The organism is Bradyrhizobium sp. FW305-F6 (assembly GCF_058782905.1).
This window is the reverse complement of record NZ_JBYSYD010000023.1, coordinates 1-4596: the sequence shown is the minus strand read 5'-3', so window position 1 is coordinate 4596 and position 4596 is coordinate 1. Positions and strand designations below refer to the sequence as shown.

The 4596-nt window shown below is 59.6% G+C and carries 1 protein-coding gene and 3 pseudogenes; 1 reads left to right on the top strand and 3 read right to left on the bottom strand.

The genetic code is table 11. The annotated features are described in order from the left end of the window. Nucleotides 1-77: 77 nt before the first annotated feature. Nucleotides 78-550, top strand: a pseudogene (locus AC3WLX_RS36490) (ABC transporter permease); the annotation flags it as partial. Between the two features lie 402 nt (nucleotides 551-952). Here AC3WLX_RS36490 and AC3WLX_RS36485 read toward each other — a convergent pair. From AC3WLX_RS36485 to AC3WLX_RS36475, 3 genes and pseudogenes are all read right to left on the bottom strand, one after another. Continuing rightward, nucleotides 953-2571: pseudogene (locus tag AC3WLX_RS36485) on the bottom strand (DHA2 family efflux MFS transporter permease subunit). After that, a pseudogene (locus tag AC3WLX_RS36480) lies at nucleotides 2568-3718 on the bottom strand (HlyD family secretion protein). The pseudogenes AC3WLX_RS36485 and AC3WLX_RS36480 overlap by 4 nt, the downstream one beginning before the upstream one ends. A gap of 563 nt (nucleotides 3719-4281) precedes the next feature. After that, nucleotides 4282-4596, bottom strand: a 315-nt coding sequence (locus AC3WLX_RS36475; RefSeq protein ID WP_492339380.1) for a hypothetical protein, incomplete at its 5' end; no start/stop codon positions are given.

Below are 4596 nucleotides of genomic sequence, written 5' to 3'. Positions count from 1 at the left end.
CTTGCTCGCTTCATCTGTCCGTCCTTTTCAGGCCGGACTCTAACTCCATCTGGAGGAAATACTCAGGGGCAGGTCAAAGGGATGGGAGCATCGATCTCAGCATCGAGATCCCGGCAAAGTGTGGCCTCAGCATCAAACTCGGGTCACCTCCCTTGTGTCGGCCTGGATCGACGGCGCCACGCCGCTCCGAGCGGAAACAATCCGGGGCAATCCGCAAAGCATGCACCAGCTCTATCTGGTCGATCCGATTATCAAGACAACGCACAGCATCGCCCCGCCGCTCGCCACCATCGAGATCAGGTTCAAGTACAATCAGGACTTCGATAGCATCTATGCCATGGTCCCCTCGACCATCGCAATGATGCTGGCATTGTTTCCGGCGATCTTGATGGCGCTCGCGGTCGTCAGAGAAAGGGAGCTCGGCTCAATCACCCAACCTCTACGTCACGCCGGTCACCCGGCTTGAATTTCTGATCGGCAAGCAATTGCGTTACGTCGCGGTGACGCCGTTATGTTTGCGCTGGCAGTTTTCTTTTTCCGGGTACCGCTGACGCCGCCGCCGACCAAGATCGGCAGCGTGCCATACAGATTGCCGATCCGCGCGACCCGAATGTCCTCGAGAACCTTGGGCCCGCAGTCGCGAGCCATCGCGACAGGCGTCAGCGCGGCAGGCTATAAATTCTCTGCTGGGCCTGCATTGCGGTTCTCTCAAGCGCAGAGCCATGATCATCGTCTTGGACTTCCGTTTCGCCGATTATGTAGATCGAAGCGGTTTTGGCTTGACACGTCCGGTGCCCCCGAAGCATCCCGGCCATGTGAGATCAGACAGGCGCGTAAACCCAAATTCGCTGTTGGATTGCAATCGTCCTGTCCCGACGCTGGCACCGGACAAGGCGGCACCAGGAGGTTCGATCCGGCGATAACGTGACGAGGCGGCCCAGCCAGGGAACCTTCAATGGGTCTTCGGCGGCGCGCTCAAGTCGATGGGCCGAAGGATCGACGCAACCGGGATCATCAAAAGCGCGACCGCGGCCAGAAGCCAGAACACGTCGATGTAAGCGAGATAGTCGACCTGCTGCTGGAGCGTTTTACCAAGCCAAGCCAGCGCTTGCGATGCAGCATCCGACGCGCTTGACCCCTGGGCCTGGAAATACCGCGTCACCGCATCGATCGTCTGTTGGTACCCGAGATCGGAAGGTGCCACATGCTCGACCAGTCGAGTCTGGTGGAATTGCTGGCGCTGCGCCAGCATCGTTTGCGCGAGCGCGACCCCCATTGAGCCGCCGATATTCCGCGAAACGTTGATGAGCGCCGAGGCCTGGTTGGTTTTCTCGGGCGGCAGACCGTCATAGGACGCGGTGGTCACCGGCAGGAACAGAAACGGCACCCCGCAGCCTGGAATATGCGCACCTCGGTCGCATAGCCATAGCTGATATCGCCGGTCAGTCCTGTGAGCTGCCACATCGAAACGGCAACGATCGCCGCGCCGACCATGATCAGATATTTCGGCTGCACCAAGTTGACCAGCTTGCCGACGATGGGCATCAGAAGCATCGTAATGATGCCGCCCGGCGAGAGCACGAGACCTGCCAGCGTGGCGGTGTAGCCGAATTCGGCTTGCAGAAGCTGCGGCAGCAATTGGGTCGTCGAGATCAGAACTGCGCCGGTTGCAAACATCACGAGGAAGCAAGCGCCAAATTGCCGTTTGCCAAGCAGCCGGAGATCGATGATGGGATCGTCACGGCCAAGCTCCCAAGGTATAAGAGCAAAGAGGCAGAAGGCTGAGATAAGCGCAAAGGATAGAATCATGGACGATCCAAACCAGTCGCTGCGCTGCCCTTCGTCGAGCACGAATTCGAGCGATCCGAGACCGATGGCGACCAGAGCGAATCCGATATAGTCTACCCGCAATCCGGCCCTTAGGAGTTCAGCCCTTTCTTCCTCGGCGCCGGATGGTTCCCTCACCAATGTACCTACCAGTAATAACGAGATCAGCCCCATCGGCACGTTGATCAGAAATACCCAGTGCCAGGAGTAGGTGTCGGTGATCCACCCGCCAAGCGTCGGCCCCAACACCGGGGCGACCACCACGGCGACACCATAGATGGCGAAGGCCTGGCCGCGTTTGTGCGGCGGAAATGAATCCGCAAGAATCGCCTGCTCGCTGGTCGCCATGCCACCGCCGCCCAGCCCCTGCAGAATGCGAAACAGGACGAGAGATTCCAGGTTCCACGCGAGGCCACATAACAGGGAGGCAACCGAAAACGTTGCCACGCACAGCATGTAGAAGCGCTTGCGGCCAATGACGGTGGAAAGCCATCCCGAGATCGACAGCACGATGGCGTTGGCGACAAGATAGCTTGTGATGACATAGGTGCTCTCGTCGAGCCCGACCGCAAGGCCACCCGCAATGTGGCGGAGCGACACGTTCGCGACAGTGGTGTCGAGCACCTCCATGAAGGTCGCAATGGAAACGACAAAGGCGATCAGATAGGGATTGTGTCCGCCGGCCGCCGATCGCTCCGGGGACCAACTCGAGGACCTTCCGCCACTCTGCGCCTGATCGGTCATCTAACCTTCGTCCAAGGCACGACCGACATACCGGGCCCGACCGGCACGTCGGACGGCCAGTTGTCGACAATGATCTTCACCGGTACGCGCTGGACGACTTTGACATAGTTGCCCGTCGCATTTTCCGCCGGCAGCAGGCTGAATGCGGTCCCCGAGCCGGGCTGCACCGACTCCACGTGCCCGGTCAGCTTGCGGTCCGGATAGGCATCGATCCGGATCTCGACCGGCTGGCCAGGGCGCATGTCCTTCAGTTGTGTTTCCTTGTAATTTGCAACCAGCCAAACCTCATCGGGCACGAACATCATATGAGGCTCTGCCCCGGGGTGACGTAGGAGCCTTTTGCTCCGGACAGCTTGACAACGCGCCCGGATCGGACCGCGAACACCCTTGTGTATTGCAAATTGAGTTTTGCCTGGTCGAGTTGAGCTTGAGACTGTTGCCGCTGGGCTGTTGCACCTTCAAGCTGCGCCTGGAGCGCCTTGATTCCGAGTTCGGCGCCAACTACGGCGGTCTTGGCCCTGTCTGTATTGGCCTGCTGGGCCTGAAGATCGGAGCGAGTCTGCTGCGCGCGCTGTACAGTGCCGGCTCCCTTGTCCACCAGCTCCTGTGCGCGCGCGGCCTCCTGCTGCGCGAACTGAAGTTGTGCCTGAGCCTGTTCCAACTGGGCCCTCACCTGATCGATCTGCGCATGCTGGGTATCGATCTGCGCCTGGTAGTTGGCGATGTTGGCCTCGGCGATCGCGAGTTGCGCCTTGGCCTGGTCGACGGCGATTGTGTAGTCGCGGTCATCGATCCGCGCCAGCAGGTCGCCGGCGTCGACATGCTGATTGTCGGTAACGGGAACGTCGGTCACATAGCCGCCCACTTTCGACGCCACCGAGAAGCTTCGTGCGGCGACAAACGCATCATCGGTGGATTCGTAATGACGGATCTCGAGCCAGTAGGCTGTTCCGCCGCCCAGGCCGGCCACAAGAACACATGCGCCGGCCAGCATCAGACCCCAGTGCTCGCGAAAGCGCTCCCATGGCGATGGCTTTCTGGTCGGCTGTGTAAGCTCGGCGCCGTCGCGCTTGTTCTGCGGCATAGTCCTGGGCAATTGACCCGGATGCTGTTCTGCCGGCCCGTGCTCTTGAACTTGGCCCTTCACCAGACAGCACCTCCGGAAGAAAATGCGTGTGGGATTCCTGCCGCATCAGGACCAAACTCCTCCTTCGGAACTTGGTTCCTTTCGATCAAGCAGGCGACGGCCCAGTGGCTCGGCACCTTCGGAAACTTCCGCGGCCTTATTGACAGGCCGGTGCCGAGCACCTTGCGGAATAGGAAAACGAAACAGCGGTGGTAACGCGCCGTACAAAATCATTCCAAACACATGGGGGGTGCTTCGACCCGCCCCCTTCGCATGAACGCTTTAGTAGCGTCTTGGGCACTCTCGGTTCATTCTGCGCGTCTAAGCAATGCCAACTATTTTGAGACGTGGCTTAGTTGGCCTCAGATTTTAAGATTGATCGCGGCTGACCGGAATTCCATGTGCTCGGCAACGACTGCAGCTAATGCAGTTTATAGCCGCCAACCAGGCCAGACTCGAGATCGCGTGTCAGCGTCCGGGGCCCACACCCGCTTCCCTACCCGCTGAGGCAGTGGAGACTGCGGCCCAACTCTTGCTTCTTGACCAGGTCAATGCGATGCAAGTTTTGGTGTGGGGACCGTCCTTCAAACGATCTCGATGCCCGAGACCCAATCCGGTCCATTCGGTTTTCCGACGCATCGCTCGACAACCCCAGTGACCAGGAGCCAGACATCGGGCTGCTGACCCTGTCCGGGCATCCTGATCGGGCAAAGAAGTTTGCCAGCTTGCGCACCCTTCATCGTGACCTCACGCCAAACTTTTGCCTGGGTTGGCAACATCAACGCATGAGAACGACAACTACCAAAGTCTGGCAATACTTTACAGCGTGTCGTCATTCCACCACTGCGTGCTCTGGCCCTGCCGTCTGCTTGCGCAGAGCGGCCTTCGTAGATCCAATC